This window comes from Serratia sp. GW822-FHT06E05 (assembly GCF_058799445.1).
Map to the genome: position 1 here is coordinate 188,116 of NZ_JBXALM010000010.1, position 26,271 is coordinate 214,386.

A 26,271-nucleotide genomic window follows, 5' to 3' on the forward strand; every position below is an offset into this window, starting at 1 on the left:
CATGGATTACTCGTCGATAGAAGCCTGATAAGCACCGGCGTCCAGCAGGTTCGCCAGCTCGCTCTCGTCTGATGCTTTAATCTGGAACAGGAAACCTTCACCGTAAGGCTCGCTGTTCACCAGCTCCGGAGAACCTTCCAGTTCAGCGTTTACCGCTACGATTTCGCCGCTGATTGGCGCGTAAATGTCCGATGCCGCCTTAACGGATTCCGCCACGGCGCAATCTTCGCCTGCGGCAACGACGCGGCCCACTTCTGGCAAATCAACAAACACCATATCGCCCAGCAGTTCCTGCGCGTGTTCGGTGATACCTACGGTGTAAACGCCGTTACCTTCTGAACGAACCCACTCGTGGGAGGATGCGTATTTCAATTCTGTTGGCACATTGCTCATCGCCAGCTACTCCTTCGAAGAAATAAAGAATCAACAAACAAAAATTAATTAATCAGTGACTTACCGGCACGCACAAAGCCAGGTTTGGTGACCCTGACCGGCATTTCACGGTTGCGGATCTGTACGATAGCCTGTTCGCCGATACCGGCAGGGACGCGGGCCAGGGCGATGCTGAAGCCCAGGGTCGGTGAAAATGAACCGCTGGTGATCACCCCTTCATGCGTCTGGCCTGCCGCATCGGTGAAACGCACCGGCAGCTCATTACGTAATACGCCTTTTTCCGTCATGATCAAGCCGACCAGTTGTTCGGTGCCCTGCTCACGCTGTTTTTCCAGCGCGTCACGACCGATGAACTGACGATCTTCCGGCTGCCAGGCGATGGTCCAGCCCATGTTGGCGGCCAACGGCGAAATACTTTCATCCATCTCCTGGCCATACAGGTTCATGCCAGCTTCCAGACGCAGCGTGTCACGCGCGCCCAGCCCGGCTGGCTTAACGCCTGCCGCCAGCAGTTGCTGCCAGAAATCCGCCGCCTGCTCTTTCGGCAGGGCGATTTCATAACCCGCTTCGCCGGTATAACCGGTGGTGGCGATAAACAGATCCCCTGCCTGCACGCCGAAGAAAGGCTTCATGCCTTCAACCGCGTTTTTTTGTTCCGGGGTGAATAAGGTAGCCGCGCGTTCTTTGGCCTGTGGGCCCTGTACTGCAATCAGCGCCAGATCGTCACGCACCGTCAGCGTTACGCCATACGGCGCTGCGTGCTCTTCGATCCAGGCCAGGTCTTTGTCGCGTGTGGCGGAGTTCACCACCAGGCGGAAATAGTCTTCAGTAAAGAAGTAAACGATCAGGTCGTCGATTACGCCGCCGGACGCGTTCAGCATGCCGGTGTACAGCGCTTTGCCAGGCTGGGTGAGCTTGGCGACATCGTTCGCCAGCAGGTAACGCAGGAATTCACGGGTACGGGCACCGCGCAAATCAACAATGGTCATATGGGAGACGTCGAACATACCGGCATCCTGACGCACGGCGTGGTGCTCATCGATCTGGGAGCCATAATGCAGCGGCATCATCCAGCCATGAAAATCTACCATGCGCGCACCGCACGCCACGTGCTGGTCGTACAGTGGGGTTTGCTTTGCCATCTTTTCCCTCATTCCACTCAGAAGCTGAAGATAGGGTGCTGCTACGCAATACGTCAGATTATGGCTCGTGGCCGGATTGCGTGGCGCACTGACTGCCCAACAGAAACGCTGCGTCGAAATTGACAAAAACTGCGGCAAATCGCCGCGACGCAAACGATACCTTTGCTCTGACGTTATCACCGAACGACCACATTAACCATAAGTTAAAATAGGCTGGGCGGCGTTCTGCGCCAGTAAAAAGCTGGGCTAGTGTGCAGAGTTTTAAACTGGAAAACTGCGCTTTAAGGCACAAAACCAACAATTAGAGCACCAAAAATCCGAAGTTATATAACAAACCCACGGCCAGAGACGGAATTTCGACTTTTGATAACCGGTTATGGAATTAGAAAAAGTAATGGTAAAAACAGCCTGAAATTAGATTATTTCAAATGAAGGGTTATATAAGGAAAAGCTATGAGCATAAGGCGCAGATCTGCGCCTTTGGAGAGCGATAACGCTACGGGGAAACAAGACAGAAAGACCGGCAAACCGGTCTCTCTCAGGCGGTGATCAGGCCAGCCAATCCGGCAGATCGTTCAGGCCCATAGCCTGGCGTACCAGCTTCGGCTTCACGCCCGGCAGGCTGTCAGCCAGCCGCAGCCCGACATCGCGCAGCAACTTCTTCGCCGGGTGATTGCCGTCAAACAGTTCGCGGAACCCTTGCATGCTGGCCAGCATGACCGCTGCACCGTGTTTGCGACGACGCTCATAGCGGCGCAGATACAGGTGTTGACCGATGTCCTTGCCCTGACGTTGCAGGCGGCGCAATTCGGCGATCAGCTCAGCGGCATCCATAAAGCCCAGGTTGACCCCCTGGCCAGCCAACGGATGCACGGTATGGGCAGCATCGCCCACTAATGCCAGACGGTGTGCAGCAAAGCTACGCGCATAGCGCCCGGTCAACGGGAAGGTCTGGCGTTCGCTTTCCAACTGGCAGGCGCCAAGGCGCAGATCGAAGGCCATCGCCAACTCACGGTTAAACTGCTCGGGCTCCAGTTGCCTGAGGCGTTCGGCCTCTTCAGGAGCAACCGACCAGACGATGGAGCTTAAATGCGGATCGCTGAACGGCAGAAATGCCAGAATGCCGTCGCCGTGGAATACCTGACGCGCCGTCGCCAAATGAGGCTCTTCGGTGCGAATGGTGGCCACCAACGCATGATGGCGGTAGTCCCAAAAGGTCAACGGGATATCGGCATGCTGACGCAGCCAGGAGTGAGCGCCGTCGGCGCCGATCACCAGCCGGGCGGTCAGCATGCGGCCGTCCTCGAGGGTGATAAACGCGTCGTTTTCGCCCCAGGCTACCTGTTTGAGCGCCGCCGGGGTAATCAGCGTGACATCGCTCAGGCTTGCCGCCCGTTTCCACAACGCCTGCTGGATCACCGAGTTTTCAATGATGTGGCCGAGGTGGCTGAAGCCGCATTCGTCACCGCGGAAGGCAATCTTGCCGAAGCTGTCGCGATCCCACACTTCCATCGCGTTATAGGCACTGGCGCGCAGATTGAGGATCTCGTCCCAGACGCCAATATGCTGCAGCAGGCGCTCGCTGGCGGCGTTGATGGCGGATACGCGCAGTGCCGGCTGTGGCGACGGCGGTGTCATATCCGGTGGCTGATGCTCCAGCACCGCAATGCGCAGGCCGCTGCCCTGCAATCCGCAAGCCAGTGCCAGCCCCACCATACCGCCACCGGCGATAACCACGTCAAATGATTGCATGCTGCTTAATTTCCTTAAATGACGCGCTGCGCAGTGATTGCCCAGCGCTTTTGGGCGCAACACGCTGCGCCGCTACTGAATATCGCCTAGCGATCTACCCAGCCCAAAGTCCGCTTGGCAAAGGCATCACGCACCGCCGGCAATTGGGCCATCGCCATCAGACCGAGATTACGTCCGACCACCAAAGGACCGTAACGGTTGGCGAACAGCCGGATCAAACCGTCGGTGACGCCAATCGTCGCTTGCTGATCCTGCTGGCGGCGTTGTTGATAACGACTCAACAACGCATAACCACCGGGATCTTCTCCGTCCTGCTGTGCCTGGGCCAGCGTTTCCGCCAGCGACATCACGTCGCGCAGGCCAAGGTTGAACCCCTGACCGGCGATCGGATGCAACGTCTGGGCGGCATTGCCCACCAGAGCCAGCCGATGGCTGACGTGCTGATTAGCGGTCAATAGGCTGAGCGGATAGCTGTGGCGCTTACCGGCACGCAGGATCCGCCCCAATCGCCAGCCGAACGCCTGCTGCAATTCACTGATAAAGCGTGCATCGTCCCACGCATCAACCTGTTCACGATCTTCGCGTGCATGGCACCACACCAATGAGCTACGCCCCTGGGACATTGGCAACAGCGCCAAAGGCCCGTAGCGAGTGAAACGCTCAAAGGCACGCCCTTGCGGATGCACTGCCGTGGTTACGTTGGCGATGGTGGCAAACTGCGGATAGTCACTTTGCTGCCATTGCAGATTACAGGCCTGAGCCAGCGCCGAGCGCGAGCCGTCCGCTGCCACCAGCAATTTTCCACTGATACGCCGACCATTATCCAGCAATACCTCTGCCTGCTCCGCCGTGCGCACCACATCGACCACTCTGGCCGGACAATGCAGCGTGACGCCGGGTGCCTTGGCCAGCAACGCAAACAACCGTTGCCCGGCGTCGTGCAGTTCAATCACCTGCCCTAGCGCGTCAACCTGATAGTCTTGCGCGTACAGATTAACGAACCCGGCGTGACCGCGATCGCTGACGTGTACCTCGGTGATGGCCGTCGCACAATCGCGTAGTGCCGGCCAAACGCCGATACGCGTCAACTGTTGGCAGGTGCCCTGCGCCAAGGCAATGGCGCGGGCGTCAAACCCCGGATGGCTACGATCGTCCGGTCGGGTAGCTTCGACCAGATCAACCGCCATTCTTCCCTGAGTGAGCGATGAAATGGCCAGCGCCAAGGTCGCGCCCGCCATGCCGCCGCCAACAATAATTACGCTCATGCCGTTACCTTGCCGCCGCCATCAGTGCTTCGATGGCGTCAGCGTCTTTCACTACGCTGGCGGTCAGGTTTTCATTACCGTTGGCAGTGATCACAATGTCATCTTCAATGCGAATACCCATGCCGCGGTACTCTTCCGGCACGTCGGCATCCGGCGCGATGTACAGCCCTGGCTCGACGGTAAACACCATGCCCGGCTCCAGCGTGCGGTCGCGGTTTGGCGTGCCGTAATGCCCGACGTCGTGCACATCCAGCCCCAGCCAGTGGCCAAGTCCATGCATGTAGAATTGACGATGGGCCTGTTCGGCAATCAGCTGCTCCACTTCGCCCTTCAGGATCCCCAGCTCCACCAGCCCGGTGATCATGATGCGTACCACCTCATCATTAACCTCACGGATACTGGTACCCGGTTTGAACAACTCCAGAGCACGCGTCAGCGATGCCAGCACGATGTCATACACCGCGCGCTGTGGCCGGCTGAATTTGCCGTTGACCGGGAAGGTCCGAGTGATGTCACCCGCGTAGCCTTTATACTCGCAGCCGGCGTCGACCAGCACCAGATCGCCATCGCGCAATTCACTTTCATTTTCGGTGTAGTGCAAAATGCAGGCGTTGTCACCGCCGCCGACAATGGTGTTGTAAGACGGATAACGAGCGCCAAAGCGGGTAAATTCGTGATGAATTTCCGCTTCAAGCTGGTATTCGAACATGCCGGGACGGCATTTCTGCATCGCGCGGGTATGGGCCAGCGCGCTGATTTCACCGGCGCGGCGCATGATCGCCAGCTCTTCAGGCGATTTAAACAGGCGCATTTCATGCACCCACGGACGCCAGTCGGTCACGGTCGCCGGTGCCTGAAGATTCTGGCGGAAACCCTTACGCAGCTTGTCCAGCGCGTTGAACAGGATTTTATCGGCGTAATCGTATTGGCCCTGCCCGTGGTAAACCACGTCCAGGCCATTGAGCAGCAGGGGTAATTGATCGTTGATTTCATCGAACGGCAGCGCGCGGTCCACACCCAGTTTCGCCGGAGCCGCTTCTTGCCCCAGGCGACGGCCAAACCAGATTTCCGCCGTCAGGTCGCGCACCCGGTTGAACAGCACGCTGTGGTTGTGCGTCTCGTCGCTCTTGACCAGAATCAACACCGAACCCGGTTCGTTGAAGCCGGTCAGATACCAGAAATCGCTGTTCTGACGGTAGGGATATTCGGTATCTGCACTGCGCGTCACTTCCGGCGCAGAGAAAATAATTGCCGCGCTGGCCGGAGCCATTTTAGCCAACAGCGCCTGACGGCGGCCGTTGAATTCCTGCTGAGTCATCACCTTCTCCTGAAATCAATCTGCCTGTGCTCACGGCCGCTAAGGACGTGAAATCGGGTGTTTAGTGCAAGGTCGGTTTGGCATTTTCCGGCGCCGTCGGCTTATGGCGGGTAAATTCGGTGTGGCACAAAATGGCCGCCACACGCACGTACTCCACCACTTCCTCCAGAGAGTGCTCAAGCTCTTCCTGGTCTTCGTCTTCGTCATAACCGAGCTGAGCGATATTGCGCAGATCGTCGATCGCCTCGCCCACTTCGTCTTTCACCTGCGCCAGCTTGGGTTGCATCATGCCCAGCCCCAGCAGGAAATGATTCACCCAACCGGCCAGCGCATCGGCGCGGTCAAACACGCTGACGGTTTCGCCTTCCGGCATCATCAATTGGAACATGAAGTCGTCGTCTTCCAGCGTTTCACGCGTGATTTCATGAAGTTGCTGTAACGGCAGGCTCAGCGCCTGCGGGAAGGCCACGCCTTCATTGGTCAGATCGTAGACCAGCGATTGCCAGCCGGCGTCGCGGCTGCCACCGCACAGCAGGCCGCTGATCAGGCCGTGCATTTCTGCTGCGGTTAACGCCACCGCTTGCTGGTTGAGAGCAACGGTCAAAGATTGGTAACTTGGAAATGTATTCTGTATAGACATGCGCATTCGTCATCGTTGGCAGGATAAGTTCGTGTTATGCTACCACCAAGGTCCGTCGCTGTACCAGATAAGCGCGACACCTCAGTGGCTAGTTATAATCGTGATGTGTCAGAACTCACACGCTGCCGGCAGGGGACGAAATGACGCTAAATACGCATTTTGAAACCCTTTTTTGACTGGTAATGTCTGACGCAGTAGATTACAACCAGGTACTGAAAAAGGGGTTGTATCTTGGTACCGAGGTATATATAGTGGCGCCCGCTTTGGTAGGCCCGGTCAGGGCAAGCTGGGGCTGGCGCGAAATTTAGGCAGGAAGGTGGCATGTCTGCACAACCGGTAGATATTCAAATTTTTGGTCGCTCTTTAAGAGTCAATTGCCCGCCAGAACAACAAGATGCGTTGAACATGGCCGCGGTCGATCTTAACGAACGGTTGCAAGATCTTAAAGTTCGCACTAGAGTCACAAATACTGAGCAGCTCGTTTTCATCGCAGCATTGAACGTTTGTCATGAACTTGCTCAAGAACGGTTGAAAACCCGTGATTATGCGTCCAATATGGAACAACGCATTCGCATGCTGCAACAGACCATTGAACAGGCTTTGCTTGAACAGGGTCGCATCTCTGAACGTCAGGATGCACAATTCGAATAACTTAAGTTGCTGAAACCTCAGGTTTTGGCAATGAGTAAAAAATTTCTCTGAGATGTTCGCCAGCGGGCCAGTCCCCTGAGCCGATATTTAGTACCAACAGAATGTGATGATCCGCGATCGGTGTGCATGCTCGGCCCGCCGAGAAGCCTTAAGATTGCGACAGCACGTTCACCTTGAACCATGGGTTCAAGGGTTACAGCCTGCGACGGCATCTCGGAGATTCCCCCTTCCTCAGCGGTATGTGTGCTGACTATGTCTTTTCAAGCCCAGTATGCCCAGCAGCGGCAAAATATCCGAAATCAAATCCGTCAGCGTAGACGCGCTCTAACGCCTGAACAACAACAACAATCCTCCCTGCAGATAGCTGAACGCATCGCTGCACATCCACGCATCCTGGCAGCGCAGAATATCGCGGTATTTTTGTCGTTCGACGGTGAGCTAAATACCCGCCCGTTGATTGAACGGCTGTGGCAATTGGACAAGCAGGTTTATCTGCCCGTGTTGCACCCGTTCAGCAAGGGTAATCTGTTATTCCTGCATTACACCCCTGAAACGCCGCTGGTGCACAACCGCTTCAACATTCTCGAGCCCGAGCTCGACGTGCGCCACGTGCTGCCATTGGGCTCGCTCGACGTGGTACTGACGCCGTTGGTGGCCTTTGACAGCGCGGGCCAGCGCCTGGGGATGGGGGGTGGCTTCTACGATCGCACGCTGCAAAACTGGCAACACCGTGGCCCTTATCCGATAGGCCTGGCCCATGATTGCCAGCAGGTCGAACAGGTGCCGGTGGAACACTGGGATATTCCGCTGCCGGAGATTGTTACCCCCGCGCAGAATTGGGTTTGGCAGATCGTTAAATAGCAAAAGGCCGGATAAATCCGGCCTGAGACTGCTGACAAACATATAATGTTTGGCGGCAGGCGCTAAAGGTTTTGAAAATAAACCAGGAAAATCAATTTGTTGATTTTCGGCTAATAACACAAAGGGGGAAAAACCACGCTTTTATCCCCCTTTGTCAATAACCTGAGGCCGGATAAATCCGGCCTTTATTCGTTACAGCACGTTCAATCAGAACAGCAAGCGAGCACGGATAGTGCCGTCAATCGCCTTCATACGTTGCAATGCCGCATCGGCACGCTCGGTTTCCGCTTCAATGTCGATCACCACATAGCCGATTTCCGGACCGGTTTGCAGGTACTGCGCGGCGATGTTCACCCCTTCTTCAGCGAAGATTTGGTTAATCTGCGTCAGTACACCCGGACGGTTTTCATGGATGTGCAGCAGGCGGCTGGCGTTAGGCCCATGCGCCGGCAGGGACACTTCCGGGAAGTTTACCGCCGACAGGGTTGAGCCGTTGTCGGAATATTTCGCCAGCTTGCCGGCCACTTCGTCACCGATATTCTCCTGCGCTTCCTGAGTGGAGCCGCCAATGTGCGGGGTCAGGATCACGTTATCGAATTCACAAAGCGGTGAGTTGAACGGCTCGCTGTTGGTCGCAGGCTCTTCCGGGAAGACGTCGATCGCCGCGCCGGCCAAGTGCTTGCTGGCCAATACCTTGCACAGTTCCGGAATATCCACCACGGTGCCGCGCGAAGCGTTGATCAGAATCGAGCCCGGCTTCATCAGTGCCAGCTCTTCTGCACCCATCATGTTTTTGGTTGATGGGGTTTCCGGCACGTGCAGCGTCACCACATCGCTCATATTGAGCAAGTCTGACAGGTGGCGCACTTGCTGAGCATTGCCCAACGGCAGCTTGTTCTCGATATCGTAGAAGAACACTTTCATGCCCAGGCCTTCGGCCAGGATGCCCAGTTGGGTACCGATATGGCCGTAGCCGATAATCCCCAACTTCTTGCCGCGCGCTTCAAACGAGCCCACGGCCAATTTTTGCCATTCGCCGCGGTGCGCTTTGGCGTTGGCGGATGGAATGCCGCGCAGCATCAGCAGCAGTTCGCCCAGCACCATTTCGGCCACGGATCGGGTATTAGAGAAAGGTGCGTTAAACACCGGAACGCCGCGTTTGGTCGCCGCCTTCAGATCAACCTGGTTAGTGCCGATGCAGAAACACCCTACCGCCACCAGCTTTTCTGCAGCGGCGAAGACTTCTTCGGTCAGATGCGTACGCGATCGGATGCCGACGAAGTGAGCATCGCGGATGGATGCCTTAAGCGCTTCGGTGTCTAACGCACCTTTGTGATATTCAATGTTGGTATATCCGGCTGCCAGCAGATTATCTACCGTGCTCTGATGAACCCCTTCCACCAACAGGAATTTAATCCTGTCTTTCTCCAATGATACTTTTGCCATTTACCCGACCCTATGTTCAGACTTCAGAAGCGGCTGTTGTTAACAGCACGCATCCAACATAACAAAAATAACGCGGGCGGCAATACAAACGATTGCCCGCCCGTCAGTACAAGGCTCAGCGATGTTGGCGGTTTGTGGCAGAAAATGCCATAGGGAAAGAAATAGACAGAAGCTTTGTGGAGCTAACGCTGACAATGTGACATATGTCACCAAATTTGGCGCTTTAAAGAAAAGATATTTTAGCCAGTGAATTATGCGGTCCGCTGGGATCCAAGATCGTATTCCAGAGGGGCGCCATGGCGACGCCCCTGCTAACACATGCGGTTATTCGACGACTTTCACACCTTCAGGCGTGCCGACCAACGCCACATCGGCGCCGCGGTTGGCGAACAAACCGACGGTCACCACGCCGGCAATACCGTTGATTTTGTTTTCCAGCGCGATGGCGTCGACGATGCTCAGGTTGTGCACATCGAGGATCACGTTGCCGTTATCGGTCAGCACATTCTGACGATATTCCGGCAAGCCACCCAGCTTCACCAGTTCACGCGCCACATAGGAACGCGCCATCGGGATCACTTCGACCGGCAGCGGGAACTTGCCCAGCACGTCGACCTGCTTGCTGGCATCGACGATGCAGATAAATTTGCGCGCGATGGCGGCAATGATTTTTTCGCGAGTCAGCGCGGCACCGCCGCCTTTGATCATCTGCATCTGGCGGTTGATTTCATCCGCACCATCAACGTAAATATCCAGAGAATCCACTTCGTTGCTGTCGAACACGTGGATGCCGAGGCTTTTCAGCTTGGCGGTGGAGGCGTCGGAGCTGGACACCGCCCCTTCGATTTGGTGCTTGATCGAGCCGAGCGCGTCAATAAAGTGGGCGGCGGTGGAGCCGGTACCTACCCCAACGATGGTGCCAGGGGTTACGTAATCCAGCGCGGCCCAGCCAACCGCTTTTTTCAGTTCATCCTGCGTCATAATATGTCCATTGCCTCTGTACGAAAACGTGTGCGTATTATAGGGTAAATCGCTATTTTTCACTCAGGCAGGATCACACTTCTTCACCCTAAGCCGCATTTTTAGGCGCGTCGCGGTAAAGTCGCGCGGTGATTTTCCACCTGTAAAACACCCCAGATGTGGCATAGTGCCTGTATCTATTACTGTAAGGGATATCTTTCCGATGAAACGCCCAGACTATCGAACGCTGCAAGCGCTGGACGCGGTGATCCGTGAGCGCGGCTTTGAGCGCGCCGCGCAAAAGCTTTGTATCACCCAATCGGCAGTATCCCAGCGCATTAAGCAGTTGGAAAACCTGTTCGGCCAACCGCTGCTGGTCCGCACCGTACCGCCGCGCCCGACCGAGCAGGGCCAAAAATTGCTGGCGCTGCTGCACCAGGTCGAGTTACTGGAAGAAGAGTGGTTGGGCAACGACACCGGTATCGACACGCCGTTGCTGCTGTCGCTGGCGGTCAACGCCGACAGCCTGGCCACCTGGCTGCTGCCGGCGTTAAAACCGGTGCTGACGGACTCCCCTATCCGCCTGAACCTCCAGGTGGAAGACGAAACCCGTACTCAGGAACGCCTGCGGCGCGGTGAAGTGGTCGGCGCGGTGAGTATCCAACCGCAGCCGCTGCCGAGCTGCCTGGTAGACCGGTTGGGTGCGCTGGACTATCTGTTTGTCGCCTCCAAGGGTTTTGCCGAGCGCTACTTCCCGAACGGCGTCACGCGTTCTGCGCTGCTAAAAGCGCCGGCGGTGGCGTTCGACCATCTCGATGACATGCACCAGGCTTTCCTGCAGCAGAACTTTGATCTGTCGCCGGGCAGCGTTCCCTGTCATATCGTGAACTCATCGGAAGCTTTCGTGCAGTTGGCTCGTCAGGGCACCACCTGCTGTATGATCCCGCATCTGCAGATTGAGAAAGAGTTGGAGTCGGGCGAGCTTATCGACCTGACACCAGGCCTGTTCCAACGCCGCATGCTGTTCTGGCACCGCTTCGCCCCGGAAAGCCGCATGATGCGTAAAGTGACCGATGCCCTGCTGGAGCACGGTCGTCAGGTTCTGCGTCAGGATTAAAAGGTAAAAAGGTTCGCCGCAGCGAACCTCAGATTACTAACAAAGCTGTTTTAAGTCCGAGATTCCCCGGATCTCGCGTACCGAGGGGCTATTACGGGATGCATCCCTGTATCCCCCCTTCGGGCCGTTGACCACTTCAGCACGCTCTCGCTAATAACAGGTTTTATCAGCAGTTTGAAAAACCTGACTTATACCCTAGATAATTGGAGTTGCATCACAACAAAACCAAGGGTTTTGTTGTGATGCGCTTGCGCTGGCCCCAACGGGGCGAGGCTTTGCCGAGTAACGCGGCCAGGGCGGGAGTCCCCAGGAGCTTACTCAAGTAAGTGACTGGGGTGACTGCCTGCAGCCAACACAGATGCAGCTTCAAGTATGACGGGTATGTTACTGCGCCGTGTTGCGCTGCAGCTCGAAGACTACATCGACCTGATCGTCAAAGTGAATGCTCTGCTGCTCGTAGGTTTGCGCCACGTCGCTTTCCGCAGCGGCTCCCGCCGCTTTGTACATGCGCGCTACCGGCATCGGCTGGTAGTTGGCGACATGATAACGAATGCTGTAAACCGGCCCCAGTTTCGCGTTGAAGCCTTTCGCCAGTGAAGCCGCCTGCTGCGTGGCGTTCTCGATGGCTTTCTGACGCGCCTGTTCGCGGTAAACATCCGGTTTGGCTACGCCCAACTCAACGGCGCGGATCTCGTTCAGGCCAGACTTCAACGCGCCGTCCAGCAGCTCGTTCAACTTATCCAACTGACGCAGAGTTACCTGCACCTGACGAACTGCACGGTAGCCTTTCAGCACCGACTCACCGGTTTTCAGGTAATCGTATTCCGGCTGGGTGCGCAGATTTGCGGCGCTGATGTCTTTCTTCTCGATATTGTTTTTCTGCAGGAAATCAAAATATTGCGCTACGCGCTCATCGACCTGCTTCTTCGCCTGTGCCGCGTCTTTAGAAGAAACGCTGACCTCGATCGCCAGGGTGGCGATATCTGGAGTGGCGTCAACGCTTGAAGTGCCTGAGGTCACCACGTGCGGCCCTTCCGGCACTTCAGCCGCTTGCAACGCCAGCGGTAACGTCCCTAATCCAATCATTGCGGCCATAGCCAATGCTTTAAGCTTCACAGAGTCTCCTTGATGACAGGCTGTAACTGATTACCGGCCTTTCTCGACTGAAAACGGCCGGTTCCTTGGCATCAAACGTAGCATATCGCACGGGCTTTTGAATTCGGATTAGTGACAAATTCTTATAAACTTGCGCCCTGCCAGGCCAATTGCAATGCGATGCCCCACATCACCACGCCGACCAGCGTATTGATGACGCGCTGCGCCATTTGGGTCTTCAACCAGGGTGCCAGCCAGGAAGCCAACAGCGCCAGCGCGAAGAACCAAAGAATCGAGGCGCTTACCGCCCCCAGCGCAAACCAGGAACGAACGTCCGGCGCCAACTGACCGCCCAGGCTGCCCAACACCACAAAAGTATCGAGATAAACGTGCGGATTAAGCCAGGTTACCGCCAGCATAGTCACCACCAGCCGCCAGCGACTCTGCTTCAGTTCCTCGGCCGTTGCCAGCGCCAATTGGCGGCTGAACGCGGTGCGAAACGCCCCCCAGCCGTACCACAACAGAAAGGCGACCCCGCCCCAGGTGACCAATGCCAGCAGCAACGGCGAACGACTCAACAACGCGCTCCCGCCGAAAATCCCCCCGCAAATCAACACGACATCGCTCAATGCGCACAGTGAGGCGACCATCAGATGGTACTGACGGCGGATGCCCTGGTTCATGACAAAAACATTTTGCGGGCCCAGCGGCAGGATCATCGCGGCGCTCAGGGCAAAGCCCTGCAGAAAGACAGCTAGCATGGTATTCCTCACAGAAAGAGTGCGCCGGTCAGCGGCGCGTGTCGGTCAACACGCGCATCATAGGAGGAAAAAATTATTAGGTGAAATTGATATTTCTAATCAACTATCAGCAATGCTAATAATCAGGCGGGAATGACAAAACCCAGCTCCTGAGAAATGCGCTGCGCGGTTGCCAACACTGGCTTAATCAGGGCTTTAACGCCGATTTGCTGCAGTTTGGCGGTCGGCAACGATACCGATACCGCATAGGGCACCCGCTGTTGAATATCAAACACCGGCGCCGCTACGCAAGACACGCCCAGCTCATTTTCTTCGCGATCCATCGCCATGCCCTGTTTGCGAATGTCGGCCAATTCCTCATACATCTTCGGTAATTCGGTAATGGTATTGCGCGTCAGCGTCTGGATCTCATGCTGATGTGTCTGCCAGTAGTGTTCCGGATAATCACTGTTGCCGTAGGCCATAAATATCTTGCCCATCGCCGAGCAGTACAGCGGCATATGCTGACCGATATAGGCACGAGTGCGCATCATGCCGGTGGTGGGCTCCAGCTTGTAGATCAAAATAACGTGGTCGTCTTCACGGCTGGAGAAGTTTACCGTCTCCCCCACCTCAAGATTGAGCTGCTCCAGATGTGGTGCGGCAACGTGGATAATATTCAGCGAAGAAAGCGCTTTCTGGCCGACCGAAATGAACTTGGTGGTCAGGCGATAGCTGCCGGGCGACGGCGCCTGTGTCACATATCCGCTGGTATGCAACCCTTGCAGCAGGCGATGGACGGTGCTTTTGTTCATGCCGGCCAACTCAGACAGATGCGCCAGTGGGCAGCCGTTAGGGAAGTTGCTCAGGATCTCAATCAGTTGCAATCCGCGGAACAGGCTTTGACTGCCCAGGGGTTTGTCTTTCTTGTCATCTTTCTCTTCGACAGCTTTCAAGCTCATTGCGCAATTTCTCCAGTGTCGAACCGCCGGCCAACGCCACGGCGTGGCAAACGGCCCCTTTGCCGGGAATGTTACCCCAAGGCCCGCATCAGGTGAAGACGGAACGCCGTTTCATTGTCAGCAGCAGGTTAAAAATGCGCAACATTCTGCTAACTCCTGAAGTGAGTTGTACGTCACAATTCCGCAAAGACATAAATAACCAATTGATTTAAAACAAGAATTAAAACACCTCCGGCTTTGCTTTAGATTGGCGTTCGGCATATTATTTTTGAAATTGAATTTCACATATTGAAATTTAACGAACATATAAACACCAGAAAGCATGAATCCGATTGCGTATTTCACTATCAGGGGCGCATCACATGACACCAGATAATGCGGAACAACCCATTCTAACCCTCAGCCATATCGTTAAGCGCTTTGGCGGCAACGTCGCGGTAAACGACGTCAGTCTGCAGGTGATGCCGGGTGAAGTCCTGGCCCTGCTGGGCGAAAATGGCGCCGGCAAATCGACGCTGATCAAAGTGCTGGCCGGGGTGTATCCACGCGACGGCGGCGACATTCAGTTCCAGGGGACCAGCATAGCCTCCGCCGCGGCGATAAAAAGTGACAGTCGCCAGCCTATTGCCTTTATTCATCAGGATCTCGGGCTGATCGAATGGATGACGGTAGCGGAGAACATGGCGCTGGTGATGGGATTCCCACGCCGCTTCGGCCTGATCGACTGGCGAGCCATTCGCCGCCGCGCCGCTCAGGCGCTGCAGGATGTCGGCATCGCGCTGGATCCCGACGCCAGGGTGTTCGAACTGTCGCGCACCGAGAAATCGCTGCTGGCGATCGCCCGGGCGGTGGCCGTTAACGCCGAACTGCTGGTGTTGGATGAACCGACCGCCTCGCTGCCCGCCAACGATGTGCGTCATCTGTTTGCCGTCATTAACCGGCTGCGCGACAAAAAGGTCGGCATGATTTACGTCACCCACCGGCTGGACGAAGTGATCGAGATTGCCGACCGGGTATGCGTCATGCGCGACGGCCGCTATGTGGCGGGCGGCAATACCGCCGACTATTCGCTGCGGGATCTGGTGCATATGATCGTCGGTGAGGCAATGGCAGAAGATCAGCGCGAGCCCCTGCCGGAAAATCAGCCGCCGGTGTTGCAGCTCAATCACGTGGTGGTGGGCGATATCGGCCCGGTCAGCTTTAACCTGCAGCCCGGTGAAATGCTGGCGCTGGCCGGCCTGCGCGGCGCAGGCCAAGAAGAGATTGGTCGCCTGCTGTTCGGCCTGCGTCATGCCGATGAAGGTGAAATCCGCTTTCGCGACCAACCCTATAGCGCCAGTAGCCCACAACAGGCCATGGCCTGCGGCGTTTCGCTGGTGGCGGGTGACCGTACCGGCGAAAGCCTGGTGATGTCGATGAGCGTGCGTGAAAACCTGTTTATCAACCCTTGTGCCAGTGGCCACAAGCTGCTTTCCCGCTACAGCCGCCGGGCCGAAATCGGCGCCAGTTGGTGGAAAGTACAGCTGTTCGACGTGCGGCCCAAGGACGTCAATATCGATATCAGCGCCCTGTCCGGCGGGAACCAGCAAAAGGTGGTGATGGCGCGCTGGATGCACCTCGGTGCCCCATTGCTGATCCTGGAAGATCCCACCGCCGGTGTAGACGTAGGGGCCCGGGCGGAAATCTATCATCTGTTAAATAAATCCCTGGCGGAGGGCGTGGCGGTGTTGGTGATCTCCAATGACTTTGAAGAGATCGCCCATATCTGCAACCGCGCACTGGTATTCAACCGGGGAAAAGTGGTCGGCGAGCTGAAAAATCAGCAGGTGTCATTCGCCAATTTATTGGAACTGGCCTCCGCCAGCTCCGGGGAACCCCTCGCGACAACGTTAGAATCTGAGGTAGGCCATGTCTAAAACATCTGTTAAATCAACGGCACTGGAGCAAAGAGTCAGCCTGTCGCAGGACGGTGCTGGCCCCTGGCTGATGCAGGTTCTCACCCGCTACGGCCTGCTGCTGCTGTGCGTTGCGCTGGTGGTGCTATTTTCGCTGATCGCACCGTCTTTCGCGTCCATGCTGACGCTGCAGGCAATCCTCTCCAGCAAAGCCAAGATTGCGCTGCTGGCACTGGCGGCGACCATCCCGATGATCGTCGGCAAAATTGACCTCAACGTCGGTTTCGGCATCGTGCTGTGGCATATCCTGGCCATCACCCTGCAGGTGGAATACGGCTTTTCGTGGCAGATGGCGGTACTGACGGTGCTGGCCCTTTCCGCTCTGTACGGCCTGCTGAACGGCATTCTGGTGGCACTGGCGGACATCGACAGCTTCGTCGCCACGCTCGGATCCGGCACCGTGCTGTATGCCATTGCGCTGTGGCACTCCGGCGGGCGACAGATCGTCGGCGATCTGCCGGATGCTTTCATCGCCCTGCACCATACCGAGATCGGCGGGATCCCGATCGTCGCATTCTACGTGCTGATCGTCGCCGTGGTGCTGTGGTTAATCACCGAACATACCCCGCTTGGCCGCTGCATGTACGCCGTGGGCGGCAATCCGGCAGCGGCACGGCTGAACGGCATCTCGGTCAATCGCTTCACCATTGGCGCCTTTATCGCCTCCAGCGTGCTGACCGGCTTCAGTGGCGTACTGATCGCCGCCGAACAGGGCGTTGGTCAGGCCAGCGTCGGCATGGACTACCTGCTGCCGGCGCTGGTCGGCGCCTTCCTCGGCAGCACCACCATTCGCCCGGGCCGGGTTAACGTCTGGGGCACCGTGGTTGGCATTGCCATTCTGGCTATCGGCATCGCCGGTATCCAACAGTTCGGCGGTGAATTCTGGGTCGAGCCACTGTTCAACGGTGCGACGCTGTTGCTGTCGATCACCCTGGCGGGCTATGCCCAACGCCGCCGGTTACTCAATCAAAAAGCGGTACAACGCAGCCCAGCCGCTACGGCTGATAAAAATAACCAAAAAGCGATCAATCCTTAACCAGGAGTGCACCGAATGAAACGTCTTTGGATATTACCGACTACCCTGCTGCTGGCCAGCGCTGCTTCATCCGCCTGGGCCGACGCCTATCTGGATCAGGCCACCGCAGCGGTCGCCAAGGCGACTGCCAGCGTGACTCAGTGGGACGGCCCCACCAGCGGGCCACAGCTGCAAGCCAACAAGAAAATCATCTTTATCGCTTCGGACATGAAAAACGGCGGTGTGCAAGGGGTGCAGGAAGGGCTGAGCGAAGCGGCGAAAGCCGCGGGCTGGAAGCTGGAAACCCTCGACGGCGGTGGCTCGGTGAAAGATCAGCTGGCCTCGCTCAATCAGGCCATTGCCCAAAAGCCGGACGGCATAGTGATCGGCGGCTGGAACCCTAACGTCGCCAAGATCCCGCTGAAAAAGGCCATTCAACAAGGCATAGTGCTGACGGCCTGGCACGCGGTGCCGGAGCCGGGGCCAATCGCCAAGTACAGCGTGTTCTATAACGTCACCTCTGACTCTAACGAAGTGGCGCGCATTGCCGCCCAATATGCCGTGGTGCAGTCCGGCGGCAAAGCCAGCGTGCTGATCTTCACCGATTCGCTGTACCAAATCGCGCTGGACAAAGCCAACGTGATGAAAGAGGAGATCGGCAAATGCAGCGGCTGCAAGGTGGTTGAGTTTATCGATACCCCGCTGGCGGACACCGCCAACCGCATGCCCGCCATGACCTTCAGCCTGCTGCAGAAATACGGCGATCAATTCCAGTACGCACTGGCGATCAACGATTTGTATTTTGACTTTATGGCACCGGCACTGAAAACCGCCGGTAAGGGCGGTACCCATGCGCCATACAGCATTTCCGCCGGCGACGGCTCGATTTCGGCCTATCAGCGCATTCGTTCCGGCGGCAGCCAGTCAGCCACGGTACCGGAGCCGCTTAAACTGCACGGCTGGCAACTGCTGGATGAGTTCAACCGTGCCTTCGCCAAACAGCCACCTTCCGGCTACGTGACCCCGGCGCACCTGGTGACCCGCGACAACATCACCGCCGACGGCGGCGCCAGTAACCTGTATGACCCGCAAAATGATTATCAGGGCCATTACAAAGCCATTTGGGGCGTGAAGTAAGCGGAGGTCAGCATGAACGAAATGATGGCGGGCCCGCCGCTAGAACGCCTGTGCTCACCGGCCATTTGGGCCGAGGGGCCGGTGTGGCTGCCCGCACAAAACGCGGTGGTGTTCAGCGATGTGAAAGGCAATCGCATGTTCCGCTGGTCGCGACAGGGGGAACTGAGCCTGTGGCGCTCCCCGTCGCATTATGCCAACGGCAACGCACGGGATGCCGAAGGCCGCGTGGTCAGCTGCGAGCACGGACGACGCGGCATCAGCCGAACCGAAAACAACGGTGAGGTGCAAATGCTGGTCGATCGCGTTGACGGCAAGCGTTTCAACTCACCCAACGATCTGGCGGTGCGTTCCGACGGCACCCTTTGGTTTACCGATCCGCCCTACGGCATTATCGGTGACGAAGAAGGTTACAAGTCGGAAAGCCAGATCGTTGGCTGTTACCTTTACTGCTTCGATCCCCGCGACGGTTCGCTGAACATCGCGGCCAGCGATCTCCAGCGCCCTAACGGCCTGGCGTTCTCGCCGGATGAGTCTCTGTTGTACGTGGCGGATATGTCGATCGTCGATTTCCCAACCCTGGGCCGCAGAGAGCTGCGGGTGTATCAGGTTAACGGACGTGAACTGAACGCCGGACGCCGTTTTGCCACCGTGGCCCCCGGCTTCCCGGACGGCTTTTGTGTCGATGCGTTAGGAAACATTTTTTGCAGCTGCGCCGACGGCATACTGATCTTCGACAGTCAGGGAACACAGCTCGGTAAGATCGAAGTGCCAGAGCGGGTCTCCAACTGCACGTTTGGCGGACCAGACGGCAATGAGTTGTACATCACCGCCACCACTTCGCTGTACCGCAAGATACTGAATACGCGAGGGTAATTAGTCATAAAGGCCAAAGCAGAGCGGGCAGTTACCGCTCTGCTTTGCCACGCCTAAAACACCGCAACGACCAAAAACGTGTCTGCGATCACAAAACCACCAAGTTAATTTAACCGTTTGTTTTATATAAATAACTTTCTCTTCCCTCGCTTTGACTTCACCTGGCCGCAGGTATAGCATTTATTTGAAATGCAATTTCGTATATTGAAATTAAAAGAACACAAAACAAACAAAAATGCCGTAGCGGAGAACCAGCATGAGAGTGAGTTACACCGATCTGAAACAGGAATTCAAACGCGTGCTGCTGTCGCGGGGCGTGGCGGAAGCCACCGCTGATGACTGTGCGGGCATGTTCGCCGACACCTCTGCCAACGGCGTTTACTCCCACGGCGTTAACCGTTTCCCACGCTTTATTCAGCAGTTGGACGCCGGCGATATCGTGCCGGACGCCGAACCCAGCAAGCTGTTGTCACTCGGAGCCATTGAACAATGGGACGCGCATCAGGGTATCGGCAATCTCACGGCGCGCCGGATGATGGATCGCGCCATGCAGTTGGCCGACAGCCACGGCATAGGTCTGGTGGCCCTGCGCAATGCCAACCACTGGATGCGCGGCGGTGGTTTCGGTTGGCAGGCGGCGGAGAAAGGTTATATCGGTATCTGCTGGACCAACTCGATTGCCGTTATGCCACCCTGGGGCGCCAAGGAGTGCCGGATCGGCACCAACCCGCTGATCGTCGCGGTGCCGGGCAACCCCATCACCATGGTGGATATGTCGATGTCGATGTTCTCCTATGGTGCTTTGGAGCTAAATCGGCTGGCGGGCAAAACGCTGCCGGTGGACGGCGGTTTCGACAACGACGGACAATTGACGCGCGATCCTGCCACCATTGAAGAGAACCGCCGCATTTTGCCTATGGGCTACTGGAAAGGATCCGCGCTGTCGATCGTGCTCGATATGATTGCCACCCTGCTGTCTGGCGGATCCTCAGTGGCGGAAGTGACCGAAGACAACCGCGAAGAGTATGGCGTGTCGCAGGTCTTCATCGCCATTGAGATCGAACGCTTGATCGACGGCGCCACCCGCGATGCCAAACTGCAGCGCATCATGGACTACATCACCAGCGCAGAACGCGACAACCCGGAGATAGCCATTCGCCTGCCGGGCCATAAATTCCCACGTATTCACGCGGAAAACATGCGTGACGGCATTCCCGTGGATGAGCGCGTCTGGGCGCGCATTCAGGCGCTTTAACAGGAGAGTCACCATGATATTCGGCCATATTGCCCATACTTCGCCGGAACAGTACCCGGCGCCGGTGGCCAAAGCCATCGCCTATCTGCAAAGCACCGATTTCAGCGCCCTGCCCGCCGGTCGGTATCAGGATCCTGCCACCGGCTACGTGGTACAGGTGCTGGATCTGCAGACCCACCAGCCGAGCGATCTGCAACCGGAGGTACACCGGGAAAACGTCGACGTGCAGTTTCTGGTCAGCGGCACCGAATTGATCGGTGTGGCGGCAGATCGCGGTAATAACCCGATCCACCAGGATTTGCTGGCGCAGCGCGACATTCTTTTTTATCAGGACGTCGCCGATGAATCCTGGTTAACCCTGCAGCCCGGAAATTTTGCGGTATTTTTCCCGCAGGATGTGCATCGCCCGGCCTGTATTAACCAACAACCCGGCGATATTCGCAAAGTGGTGGTGAAAATACCGCTGGCATTATTTAGCGCTTAATTAGCAGCAAACGAAAACCTGCAAAAAACACCGGTCCTCAGGCCGGTGCGGGCACCCTTGTGCCCAACGCAAACCAAAACAATAAAGCCCGACCCTACAAAATAGCGAAAGGTGTATAGATGAATACAGCCTCTGTTTCCGTTAGCCGCAGCCAGGTCATTCCCAAATTACGCTGGTTGAGAATAGTGCCGCCTATTCTTATTACCTGCATCATCTCCTACATGGACCGGGTGAATATTGCCTTCGCCATGCCCGGCGGCATGGACGATGAACTCGGCATCACCGCTTCCATGGCCGGCCTGGCCGGCGGCATCTTCTTTATCGGCTATCTGTTTTTGCAGGTGCCGGGTGGCAAGCTGGCGGTGTACGGCAACGGCAAGAAATTCATCGGCTGGTCACTGCTGGCCTGGGCGGTGATCTCGGTACTGACCGGGCTGGTCAGCAATCAATATCAGCTGTTATTCCTGCGTTTCGCGCTAGGCGTCTCCGAGGGCGGCATGCTGCCGGTGGTGCTGACCATGATCAGCAACTGGTTCCCGGACAAGGAGCGCGGGCGCGCCAACGCCATCGTAATTATGTTCGTGCCCATTGCCGGTATTCTCACCGCGCCGCTGTCCGGTTGGATCATCACCGCCTGGGACTGGCGCATGCTGTTCCTGGTGGAAGGCGCGCTGTCGCTGGTGGTGATGGTGCTGTGGTATTTCACCATCAGCAACCGCCCGCAGGAGGCCAAGTGGATTTCACAGGCTGAAAAAGACTACCTGATCAAAACGTTGCATGACGAACAGCTGCTGATCAAAGGCAAAACGGTGCGTAACGCCTCGCTGCGCCGGGTGCTGGGCGACAAGATCATGTGGCAGTTGATCATGGTGAACTTCTTCTATCAAACCGGGATCTACGGCTACACCCTGTGGCTGCCGACCATCCTCAAGGGGCTGACCAACGGCAACATGGAGCAGGTCGGCATGCTGGCCATCCTGCCCTATATCGGCGCCATCTTCGGCATGCTGATCATCTCCACCCTGTCCGATCGTACCGGCAAACGCAAAGTGTTCGTCGCATTGCCGCTGGCCTGCTTCGCCATCTGTATGGCGCTGTCAGTGCTGTTAAAAGATCACATCTGGTGGTCTTACGCAGCGCTGGTTGGCTGCGGCGTCTTTATCCAGGCCGCCGCCGGGGTGTTTTGGACCATTCCTCCCAAACTGTTTAACGCCGAAGTGGCCGGCGGGGCACGCGGCGTGATCAACGCACTGGGCAACCTGGGCGGCTTCTGCGGCCCGTACATGGTCGGCGTTTTGATCAGCCTGTTCAGCAAGGATGTCGGCGTTTACAGCCTGGCGGTATCGCTGGCCATCGCTTCGGTACTGGCACTGATGTTGCCGAATAAATGCGACCAGAAAGCGGGGGTCGAATAATGGAATATTGGTTGGGGTTGGACTGCGGCGGCACCTTTATCAAAGCCGGGCTGTATGACCGCCGAGGTAGCGAGCTGGATATTGCCCGCCGCAATCTTGAGATTATCGCGCCACAGCCCGGCTGGGCGGAACGGGATATGCACGCGCTGTGGAGCACCGCCGCCGAGGTGATCCGGGAAGTCTTGGCCCGCAACGAGATTGTCGCCGGCGATATTCAGGCAATCGGCATCTCGGCACAGGGCAAGGGCGCGTTTTTATTGGATAAACGCGGCCTGCCGCTGGGCAACGCCATGCTGTCTTCCGATCAGCGCGCATTGACACTGGTGCAGGAGTGGCAAAAACAGGGCGTGCCGCAGGCGCTCTACCCGCAGACCCGACAAACGCTGTGGACCGGCCATCCGGTGTCATTGCTGCGCTGGGTCAGGCAACACCAGCCGGAACGCTATCGCCAAATTGGCAGCGTTTTGATGGCGCACGATTATCTGCGCCACTGCCTGACCGGCGAGCTGGCCTGCGAAGAGACCAATATCTCCGAATCCAATCTTTATCAGATGGCCGACGGCCGCTATGACCCGGCGCTGGCGCAGTTGCTGGGGATTGGCGACATCATGCCCGCGCTGTCACCTATCGTCGGTTCCGCTGAAATCACCGGTCGCGTCAACGCTACTGCTGCCGCCGCGACCGGGCTGCTGCCGGGAACGCCGGTGGTTGGCGGGCTGTTTGACGTGGTGTCCACCGCACTGTGCGCCGGGCTGCAGGACGAAACCCGACTCAATGCGGTGATGGGTACCTGGTCGGTCACCAGCGGCATCACCGACCGCATTACCGCAGGGTCCGATCATCCCTTTGTTTATGGCCGTCATGCCGAAGCCGGCAAATACATCGTGCATGAAGCCAGCCCCACCTCCGCTGCCAACCTGGAGTGGTTCTGCCGACAATGGGGCCTGCAAGACTACGCCCAACTCAATGACTGGGTAGCGGCGTTGCCCAAGGCCGACAGCAGCCTGCTGTTCGCACCCTTCCTGTATGGCTCCAACGCCGGGTTGGGCCTGAGCGCCAGCTTCCACGGCCTGCAGGCTTTCCACCAGCGCGAGCACCTGGTGCAGGCGATTTACGAGGGCGTGGTGTTCTGCCATATGACCCATCTCAACCGCATGCGGCAACGTTTCCCTGAGGCCACCGCGCTGCGCGTCACCGGTGGCCCAGCCAAGTCAGTGCCCTGGATGCAGATGTTTGCCGACGTCAGCGGCCTGCCGGTCGAACTGCCGCAGGTGGAAGAAACCGGCTGCCTGGGCGCCGCGATGGCGGCGATGGTCGGCAGCGGCGCATTCAGCGACTTCACCGCTGCCCAACGCGAGCTGGCGCCACGTATTGAGCGGGTGTTGCCGGATGCTTCAGCAAGCGCGGCCTACGGCAAAAAACACCAACGTTATCAGGCGCTGATTGCCGCGCTGCAAACGCTGCAATCCGCACAGTAAGGAGGCTTTATGAGCAATAAACCGCGCCTGCAGCTGGCGCTCGATCACACCCGGTTAGATGCCGCTCTGCAGACGGCAGAACGCCTGCGGCCCCACGTCGACATCATCGAGGCCGGCACCATCTTATGCATCAGCGCCGGTATTCAGGCGGTGAGCGCACTGCGCGAGCGCTGCCCGCAACATACGCTGGTGGCCGACCTGAAAGTGGCCGATGCCGGTGGCACGCTGGCGCAGCAGGCCTTCGGCCACGGTGCCAACTGGATGACCGTCATTTGCGCCGCCCCGTTGGCCACCATGGCCAGTGCGCTGGAAGTGGCGCAACGACACCAGGGCGAGATTCAGATTGAGCTGTTCGGCCGCTGGACGTTGGAGGATGCCCAACAGTGGCGCGACCTCGGTATCCGCCAGGCGATATACCACCGTGGCCGCGACGCGCAGGCCAGCGGGCAAACCTGGAGCCATGAAGATTTGGATCTGATGAAGGCCTTGTCTGATCTGGGCATTGAATTGTCGGTGACCGGCGGTATCACGCCGACCGATTTGCCGCTGTTTAAAGACATCGCCGTGACCGCTTTTATCGTCGGCAGAGCGCTGGCGGAGGCTGCCGATCCGCTGGCCGCTGCCGGTCAGTTCCGCTCGGCCATTGATGACATCTGGAGAAGTTGATATGCGTCAGCACCCCTTGGGAATTTATGAAAAAGCCTTGCCGAAGCACCTGACCTGGCCCGAGCGGCTGGCGCTGGCCAAGGCCTGCGGTTTTGATTTTGTCGAAATGTCGGTGGATGAAAGCGACGAGCGGCTGGCACGTCTGAGCTGGAGCAAGGAGCAGCGGTTGTCGTTAGTCAGCGCCATGCTGGAAACCGGCATCAGCATCCCGTCGATGTGCCTGTCCGGTCATCGCCGCTTTCCCTTCGGCAGCCATGACGATGCGCTGCGTCAGCGTGCCTTCGAGATGATGGAACAGGCGATTCAACTGGCGAAGGACGTCGGCATCCGCACCATTCAGCTCGCCGGGTATGACGTCTATTACGAGCCGCAGGACGAAAGCACCCTTGCCCGCTTCAACGAGGGTATGCAGTGGGCAGTCGAGCGCGCCGCCGCAGCGCAGGTGATGCTGGCGGTAGAGATCATGGACACCGCCTTTATGAACTCCATCAGCAAATGGAAAGCCTGGGACGCCTGCCTGGCCTCCCCCTGGTTCACGGTCTATCCGGACGTCGGCAATCTGAGCGCCTGGGGCAATGACGTGGCGCAGGAGTTGGCGCTGGGCATTGACCGCATCGCCGCCATCCATTTGAAAGACACTTACCCGGTTACCGATAGCTCGCCGGGACAGTTCCGCGACGTGCCGTTTGGCGAAGGCTGCGTCGATTTTGTCGCCGTATTCCGCACCCTGAAACAGCTTAACTACCGTGGTTCTTTCCTGATTGAAATGTGGACCGAAAAAGCCGAAGAGCCGGTGGCCGAGATTGTGCAGGCCCGCCGGTGGATCGAACAGAAAATGCAACAAGGGGGTATGACATGCTAACGCTGCCGCAGCTTAAACAACAGGTGCTGGAAGCCAACCTAGACCTGCCGCGCCATAACCTGGTGACCTTCACCTGGGGTAACGTCAGCGCCGTGGATCGCGAACGCGGGCTGGTGGTGATCAAACCTTCCGGCGTGGAGTATGAACACATGACCGCGGAGGACATGGTGGTGGTCGATCTCGCCAACGGGCACACCGTCGAGGGCACCAAAAAGCCCTCCTCTGACACCGCTACCCATCTGGCGCTGTACCGTGAATTCGCCGATATCGGCGGTATCGTTCATACCCATTCGCGCCACGCTACCATCTGGGCGCAGGCAGGATTGGATATCCCCGCCTGGGGCACCACCCACGCCGATTACTTCTACGGTGCGATTCCCTGTACCCGCCTGATGACCGAAGACGAAATTGAGCATGAATACGAGCTGGAAACCGGCAAGGTCATTATCGATACCTTCCGCCGTCGCGGCATCAACCCGAACGCCATTCCGGCAGTATTGGTCAATTCACACGGGCCGTTCGCCTGGGGCAAGGACGCGCACAGCGCGGTGCATAACGCCGTGGTGCTGGAAGAAATTGCCTACATGGGGATTTTTTCACGTCAGCTGACGCCGGGCATTCACAGCATGCAACCGGCACTGCTGGATAAACATTACCTGCGCAAACACGGCAAAAATGCCTACTACGGGCAATAAGCCGGCAACGCCTTTCAGTAATTCTTTTGGAAGCCAGACGCCGTTCGGCGTCTGGTGAAAGCCCCTCTGCCGGGTTAGCCGTTCCCCCTCCTTT

Annotated in this window: 25 protein-coding genes and 1 other RNA gene; 15 read left to right on the forward strand and 11 right to left on the reverse strand. The window is 57.5% G+C overall.

Annotation, left to right across the window (positions count from 1 at the left end):
* Positions 1-6: 6 nt before the first annotated feature.
* From gcvH to AC1RKC_RS20610, 6 genes are all read right to left on the reverse strand, one after another.
* Positions 7-393, reverse strand: a complete 387-nt coding sequence (gene gcvH / locus AC1RKC_RS20585) for a glycine cleavage system protein GcvH (protein ID WP_020828494.1) — start codon at positions 391-393, stop codon at positions 7-9.
* 44 nt (positions 394-437) lie between these two features.
* Entirely contained in the window at positions 438-1,535 is a 1,098-nt protein-coding gene (gcvT, locus tag AC1RKC_RS20590; RefSeq protein WP_048760857.1) for a glycine cleavage system aminomethyltransferase GcvT, read from the reverse strand.
* A gap of 549 nt (positions 1,536-2,084) precedes the next feature.
* Positions 2,085-3,287 carry an FAD-dependent 2-octaprenylphenol hydroxylase gene (gene ubiI, locus AC1RKC_RS20595; protein WP_493092739.1) on the reverse strand — a complete coding sequence of 401 codons (1,203 nt, stop codon included), beginning with the start codon at positions 3,285-3,287 and terminating at the stop codon, positions 2,085-2,087.
* A gap of 86 nt (positions 3,288-3,373) precedes the next feature.
* A complete protein-coding gene (gene ubiH, locus AC1RKC_RS20600) occupies positions 3,374-4,552 on the reverse strand; it encodes a 2-octaprenyl-6-methoxyphenyl hydroxylase (protein ID WP_020828497.1) in 1,179 nt (392 codons plus the stop codon).
* A gap of 4 nt (positions 4,553-4,556) precedes the next feature.
* Positions 4,557-5,870, reverse strand: coding sequence for a Xaa-Pro aminopeptidase (gene pepP, locus AC1RKC_RS20605; RefSeq protein ID WP_493092738.1), 1,314 nt, complete (start codon positions 5,868-5,870; stop codon positions 4,557-4,559).
* A 61-nt stretch (positions 5,871-5,931) separates the two neighbouring features.
* Positions 5,932-6,510, reverse strand: coding sequence for a YecA/YgfB family protein (locus tag AC1RKC_RS20610; protein WP_041414927.1), 579 nt, complete (start codon positions 6,508-6,510; stop codon positions 5,932-5,934).
* A 321-nt stretch (positions 6,511-6,831) separates the two neighbouring features.
* Between AC1RKC_RS20610 and zapA the strand changes: the two genes are divergently transcribed.
* The 3 genes from zapA (at position 6,832) to AC1RKC_RS20625 (ending at position 8,022) form a co-directional block, all read left to right on the forward strand.
* Positions 6,832-7,161: a cell division protein ZapA gene (gene zapA, locus AC1RKC_RS20615; protein WP_012146623.1), complete on the forward strand. Its 330-nt coding sequence runs from the start codon at positions 6,832-6,834 to the stop codon at positions 7,159-7,161.
* A gap of 41 nt (positions 7,162-7,202) precedes the next feature.
* Positions 7,203-7,385, forward strand: a non-coding RNA gene (gene ssrS / locus AC1RKC_RS20620) — 6S RNA.
* 28 nt (positions 7,386-7,413) lie between these two features.
* Positions 7,414-8,022 (forward strand): 5-formyltetrahydrofolate cyclo-ligase, encoded by a 609-nt coding sequence (locus tag AC1RKC_RS20625; protein WP_048760863.1) that lies wholly within the window; start codon positions 7,414-7,416, stop codon positions 8,020-8,022.
* Between the two features lie 207 nt (positions 8,023-8,229).
* Here the strand turns inward: AC1RKC_RS20625 and serA are convergent, their stop codons facing one another.
* Together serA and rpiA are read right to left on the reverse strand one after the other, a co-directional pair.
* Complete coding sequence (gene serA, locus AC1RKC_RS20630) at positions 8,230-9,468, reverse strand: phosphoglycerate dehydrogenase (RefSeq protein WP_044553273.1); 1,239 nt, start codon at positions 9,466-9,468, stop codon at positions 8,230-8,232.
* Positions 9,469-9,792: 324 nt separating this feature from the next.
* Positions 9,793-10,449, reverse strand: coding sequence for a ribose-5-phosphate isomerase RpiA (rpiA, locus tag AC1RKC_RS20635; protein ID WP_020828502.1), 657 nt, complete (start codon positions 10,447-10,449; stop codon positions 9,793-9,795).
* Positions 10,450-10,651: 202 nt separating this feature from the next.
* On the opposite strand from rpiA, the gene AC1RKC_RS20640 reads away from it, so the two are divergent.
* Positions 10,652-11,545: a LysR family transcriptional regulator ArgP gene (locus tag AC1RKC_RS20640; protein ID WP_020828503.1), complete on the forward strand. Its 894-nt coding sequence runs from the start codon at positions 10,652-10,654 to the stop codon at positions 11,543-11,545.
* 384 nt (positions 11,546-11,929) lie between these two features.
* On the opposite strand, the gene AC1RKC_RS20645 is transcribed toward AC1RKC_RS20640, so the two are convergent.
* The 3 genes from AC1RKC_RS20645 to AC1RKC_RS20655 form a co-directional block, all read right to left on the reverse strand.
* Positions 11,930-12,661, reverse strand: a complete 732-nt coding sequence (locus AC1RKC_RS20645; protein WP_071888896.1) for an oxidative stress defense protein — start codon at positions 12,659-12,661, stop codon at positions 11,930-11,932.
* A 122-nt stretch (positions 12,662-12,783) separates the two neighbouring features.
* On the reverse strand, positions 12,784-13,401 hold the full coding sequence (argO, locus tag AC1RKC_RS20650; protein WP_020828505.1) for an arginine exporter ArgO: 618 nt from the start codon (positions 13,399-13,401) through the stop codon (positions 12,784-12,786).
* A gap of 122 nt (positions 13,402-13,523) precedes the next feature.
* A complete protein-coding gene (locus AC1RKC_RS20655; protein ID WP_020828506.1) occupies positions 13,524-14,342 on the reverse strand; it encodes an IclR family transcriptional regulator in 819 nt (272 codons plus the stop codon).
* Positions 14,343-14,704: 362 nt separating this feature from the next.
* Between AC1RKC_RS20655 and AC1RKC_RS20660 the strand changes: the two genes are divergently transcribed.
* The 11 genes from AC1RKC_RS20660 (at position 14,705) to araD (ending at position 26,177) form a co-directional block, all read left to right on the forward strand.
* On the forward strand, positions 14,705-16,258 hold the full coding sequence (locus AC1RKC_RS20660; RefSeq protein WP_308530244.1) for a sugar ABC transporter ATP-binding protein: 1,554 nt from the start codon (positions 14,705-14,707) through the stop codon (positions 16,256-16,258).
* Positions 16,251-17,333, forward strand: a complete 1,083-nt coding sequence (locus tag AC1RKC_RS20665; protein ID WP_046372694.1) for an ABC transporter permease — start codon at positions 16,251-16,253, stop codon at positions 17,331-17,333. Before AC1RKC_RS20660 ends, AC1RKC_RS20665 begins: the two co-directional genes overlap by 8 nt.
* Positions 17,334-17,348: 15 nt before the next feature.
* A complete protein-coding gene (locus AC1RKC_RS20670; RefSeq protein ID WP_115058079.1) occupies positions 17,349-18,449 on the forward strand; it encodes an ABC transporter substrate-binding protein in 1,101 nt (366 codons plus the stop codon).
* A 12-nt stretch (positions 18,450-18,461) separates the two neighbouring features.
* Positions 18,462-19,322: an SMP-30/gluconolactonase/LRE family protein gene (locus tag AC1RKC_RS20675; protein WP_046372692.1), complete on the forward strand. Its 861-nt coding sequence runs from the start codon at positions 18,462-18,464 to the stop codon at positions 19,320-19,322.
* 256 nt (positions 19,323-19,578) lie between these two features.
* Positions 19,579-20,577: a 3-dehydro-L-gulonate 2-dehydrogenase gene (yiaK, locus tag AC1RKC_RS20680; RefSeq protein WP_046372691.1), complete on the forward strand. Its 999-nt coding sequence runs from the start codon at positions 19,579-19,581 to the stop codon at positions 20,575-20,577.
* Between the two features lie 13 nt (positions 20,578-20,590).
* Positions 20,591-21,061, forward strand: coding sequence for a NanQ anomerase/TabA/YiaL family protein (locus AC1RKC_RS20685; RefSeq protein ID WP_046372690.1), 471 nt, complete (start codon positions 20,591-20,593; stop codon positions 21,059-21,061).
* 119 nt (positions 21,062-21,180) lie between these two features.
* Entirely contained in the window at positions 21,181-22,476 is a 1,296-nt protein-coding gene (locus AC1RKC_RS20690; RefSeq protein ID WP_129941766.1) for an MFS transporter, read from the forward strand.
* A complete protein-coding gene (locus tag AC1RKC_RS20695) occupies positions 22,476-23,954 on the forward strand; it encodes an FGGY-family carbohydrate kinase (RefSeq protein WP_493092737.1) in 1,479 nt (492 codons plus the stop codon). The genes AC1RKC_RS20690 and AC1RKC_RS20695 overlap by 1 nt, the downstream gene beginning before the upstream one ends.
* A gap of 9 nt (positions 23,955-23,963) precedes the next feature.
* On the forward strand, positions 23,964-24,620 hold the full coding sequence (gene ulaD, locus AC1RKC_RS20700; protein ID WP_129941768.1) for a 3-keto-L-gulonate-6-phosphate decarboxylase UlaD: 657 nt from the start codon (positions 23,964-23,966) through the stop codon (positions 24,618-24,620).
* A gap of 1 nt (position 24,621) precedes the next feature.
* Positions 24,622-25,482 (forward strand): L-ribulose-5-phosphate 3-epimerase, encoded by an 861-nt coding sequence (locus AC1RKC_RS20705; RefSeq protein ID WP_493092736.1) that lies wholly within the window; start codon positions 24,622-24,624, stop codon positions 25,480-25,482.
* Positions 25,476-26,177 carry an L-ribulose-5-phosphate 4-epimerase gene (gene araD / locus AC1RKC_RS20710; RefSeq protein WP_020828517.1) on the forward strand — a complete coding sequence of 234 codons (702 nt, stop codon included), beginning with the start codon at positions 25,476-25,478 and terminating at the stop codon, positions 26,175-26,177. Before AC1RKC_RS20705 ends, araD begins: the two co-directional genes overlap by 7 nt.
* The last annotated feature ends 94 nt before the right edge of the window (positions 26,178-26,271 follow it).

Excerpts from the sequence above, each read along its gene's own strand:
- gcvH (WP_020828494.1), bottom strand. The coding sequence starts at position 393 with ATGAGCAATGTGCCAACAGAATTGAAATACGCATCCTCCCACGAGTGG.
- gcvT (WP_048760857.1), bottom strand. The coding sequence starts at position 1,535 with ATGGCAAAGCAAACCCCACTGTACGACCAGCACGTGGCGTGCGGTGCG.
- ubiI (WP_493092739.1), bottom strand. The coding sequence starts at position 3,287 with ATGCAATCATTTGACGTGGTTATCGCCGGTGGCGGTATGGTGGGGCTG.
- ubiH (WP_020828497.1), bottom strand. The coding sequence starts at position 4,552 with ATGAGCGTAATTATTGTTGGCGGCGGCATGGCGGGCGCGACCTTGGCG.
- pepP (WP_493092738.1), bottom strand. The coding sequence starts at position 5,870 with ATGACTCAGCAGGAATTCAACGGCCGCCGTCAGGCGCTGTTGGCTAAA.
- AC1RKC_RS20610 (WP_041414927.1), bottom strand. The coding sequence starts at position 6,510 with ATGTCTATACAGAATACATTTCCAAGTTACCAATCTTTGACCGTTGCT.
- zapA (WP_012146623.1), top strand. The coding sequence starts at position 6,832 with ATGTCTGCACAACCGGTAGATATTCAAATTTTTGGTCGCTCTTTAAGA.
- AC1RKC_RS20625 (WP_048760863.1), top strand. The coding sequence starts at position 7,414 with ATGTCTTTTCAAGCCCAGTATGCCCAGCAGCGGCAAAATATCCGAAAT.
- serA (WP_044553273.1), bottom strand. The coding sequence starts at position 9,468 with ATGGCAAAAGTATCATTGGAGAAAGACAGGATTAAATTCCTGTTGGTG.
- rpiA (WP_020828502.1), bottom strand. The coding sequence starts at position 10,449 with ATGACGCAGGATGAACTGAAAAAAGCGGTTGGCTGGGCCGCGCTGGAT.
- AC1RKC_RS20640 (WP_020828503.1), top strand. The coding sequence starts at position 10,652 with ATGAAACGCCCAGACTATCGAACGCTGCAAGCGCTGGACGCGGTGATC.
- argO (WP_020828505.1), bottom strand. The coding sequence starts at position 13,401 with ATGCTAGCTGTCTTTCTGCAGGGCTTTGCCCTGAGCGCCGCGATGATC.
- AC1RKC_RS20655 (WP_020828506.1), bottom strand. The coding sequence starts at position 14,342 with ATGAGCTTGAAAGCTGTCGAAGAGAAAGATGACAAGAAAGACAAACCC.
- AC1RKC_RS20660 (WP_308530244.1), top strand. The coding sequence starts at position 14,705 with ATGACACCAGATAATGCGGAACAACCCATTCTAACCCTCAGCCATATC.
- AC1RKC_RS20665 (WP_046372694.1), top strand. The coding sequence starts at position 16,251 with ATGTCTAAAACATCTGTTAAATCAACGGCACTGGAGCAAAGAGTCAGC.
- AC1RKC_RS20670 (WP_115058079.1), top strand. The coding sequence starts at position 17,349 with ATGAAACGTCTTTGGATATTACCGACTACCCTGCTGCTGGCCAGCGCT.
- AC1RKC_RS20675 (WP_046372692.1), top strand. The coding sequence starts at position 18,462 with ATGAACGAAATGATGGCGGGCCCGCCGCTAGAACGCCTGTGCTCACCG.
- yiaK (WP_046372691.1), top strand. The coding sequence starts at position 19,579 with ATGAGAGTGAGTTACACCGATCTGAAACAGGAATTCAAACGCGTGCTG.
- AC1RKC_RS20685 (WP_046372690.1), top strand. The coding sequence starts at position 20,591 with ATGATATTCGGCCATATTGCCCATACTTCGCCGGAACAGTACCCGGCG.
- AC1RKC_RS20690 (WP_129941766.1), top strand. The coding sequence starts at position 21,181 with ATGAATACAGCCTCTGTTTCCGTTAGCCGCAGCCAGGTCATTCCCAAA.
- AC1RKC_RS20695 (WP_493092737.1), top strand. The coding sequence starts at position 22,476 with ATGGAATATTGGTTGGGGTTGGACTGCGGCGGCACCTTTATCAAAGCC.
- ulaD (WP_129941768.1), top strand. The coding sequence starts at position 23,964 with ATGAGCAATAAACCGCGCCTGCAGCTGGCGCTCGATCACACCCGGTTA.
- AC1RKC_RS20705 (WP_493092736.1), top strand. The coding sequence starts at position 24,622 with ATGCGTCAGCACCCCTTGGGAATTTATGAAAAAGCCTTGCCGAAGCAC.
- araD (WP_020828517.1), top strand. The coding sequence starts at position 25,476 with ATGCTAACGCTGCCGCAGCTTAAACAACAGGTGCTGGAAGCCAACCTA.